The 1,756-nt window shown below is 66.7% G+C and carries 2 protein-coding genes; both read right to left on the reverse strand.

From position 1 onward, the window contains the following. Nucleotides 1-80: 80 nt before the first annotated feature. Complete coding sequence (locus KGM94_RS25205) at nt 81-1,052, reverse strand: tripartite tricarboxylate transporter substrate binding protein BugD (protein WP_300265469.1); 972 nt, start codon at nt 1,050-1,052, stop codon at nt 81-83. A 68-nt stretch (nt 1,053-1,120) separates the two neighbouring features. Further along, the coding region (locus tag KGM94_RS25210) for a threonine synthase (RefSeq protein ID WP_300265467.1) at nt 1,121-1,756 on the reverse strand (636 nt) is incomplete at its 5' end.

The raw sequence follows: 1,756 nt of genomic DNA on the forward strand, positions 1-1,756 counted from the left end.
AGGGCGAGGCCGGGATGGGGCCTCATGGTTCGAGACGGCGCTTGCGCGCCTCCTCACCATGAGGGGCCGTACTTGGGTGCTCAATCCACCTTGATGTCCGCCGCCTTGATCATCGGCCACCATTTTGCGATCTCGGCCTTCTGCCGCACGCCGAGCGCATCGGGAGTGAGCTGATCAGCCGGCGGCATTTCGAGACCGAGATTTTCCATCTGCTTCTTCACCGCGGGATCGTTCAGCGCCTCGACCGCGGCGGCGTTGAGCCTGGCGACGACGTTCTTCGGCGTGCCCTTCGGCACCCACATGCCCGACCACAGCGTCATGTGAAACCCCTTCAGCCCTGCCTCGTCCGTAGTCGGGATCTCCGGGGCCGAGGCCAGCCGCTTCGCGTCGGTCACCGCGTAGGCGCGGATGGTGCCGGCGCGCACCTGGTTGATGGAGTTGGAGGTCTGGTCGACGATCAGATCGATCTGGCCGGCGACGAGATCGTTGAGCGCCGGTCCGGTGCCGCGATAGGGCACGTATTGCAGCTTGATGCCGGTGACGTTCTCGAAATAGACGCCGGCGATATGGGAGCCGGAGCCCGCGCCGGCGGTGCCGGCCGCGGCCGGGCTGGCGCGCGACTTCAGCCAGTCGAGCAGCTCCTTCAGCGAGGTCGCCGGCACGGCATTCTTGCTGACGATGATCATCGGGTTGCTCGGCAGCAGCACCACCGGCTCGAGATCGGCGACGAGGTCGTATTTGAGCTTGTAGACGGCGCCGTTGGCGACGTGGGTGCCGAGATGGCCGAAGCTGATGGTGTAGCCGTCCGGCGGCGACTGCACGGCGCGGCCGACGCCGATCGAACCACCGGCGCCCGTCACGTTCTCGACCAGCACGGCCTGGCCGAGCGTGACCTTCATCCGTTCGGCGAGAATGCGTGCCATCGCGTCCGACGGGCCGCCGGCCGCGAACGGCACGATGATGGTGACGGGACGCGTCGGGAAATCGTCGGCGCGTGCGCCGGCGGCAAAGGCGATCGTGGTGACCAGTGCGGCCCGGATGATCCTATGCATCATGCGTCTCCCCCGATGACGGCTTCTTGCTCACCTCTCACCGCGTGCGGAGAGAGAGAGACTTCCCGCTAGAACTGCGAATAGTCGATCGGCTTGTTGCGGTCGAGCGTCCGCGTCACCGGCGGCAGCGGATATTTGAGCCCTGTGGCGCAATTGAACAGCATCACGCGGTCGCTTTTCGTGACCCGGCCGTCGGCAAGCGACTGCCTGTAGGCGGCCCAGGTCGCGGCGCCCTCGGGGCACAGCAGCAGCCCCTCCTCGCGCGCGACCTCGTTGAGCGCGGACGAAATCTTCTCGTCGTCGACCGCGATGGCAAATCCCTTGCTCTCGCGCACGGCGCGGAGAATGAGAAAATCCCCGATCGCCTGCGGCACGCGGATGCCGGAGGCGATGGTGTGGGCGTCCTCCCAGCGCGTCGCATGCTCGGTGCCTGCCTCATAGGCGCGCACCATCGGCGCGCAGCCGGAGGCCTGCACCGCGACCATGCGCGGACGCTTCTTTCCGATGAACCCGATCTGCTCCAGCTCGTCAAAGGCCTTCCACATGCCGATCAGGCCGGTGCCGCCGCCGGTCGGATAGAAGATCACGTCGGGCACGTCCCAGCCGAGCTGCTCGGCAAGCTCCAGCCCCATCGTCTTCTTGCCCTCGATCCGGTACGGCTCCTTCAGCGTCGAGGTGTCGAACCAGCCGACCTTGGCCTTGCC

This window comes from Bradyrhizobium sp. (genome assembly GCF_028868675.1).
Classification (GTDB): domain Bacteria; phylum Pseudomonadota; class Alphaproteobacteria; order Rhizobiales; family Xanthobacteraceae; genus Bradyrhizobium.

What these genes read in the sequence shown, in the direction of transcription:
- KGM94_RS25205 (WP_300265469.1), bottom strand. Translation starts at nt 1,052, where the DNA reads ATGCATAGGATCATCCGGGCCGCACTGGTCACCACGATCGCCTTTGCC.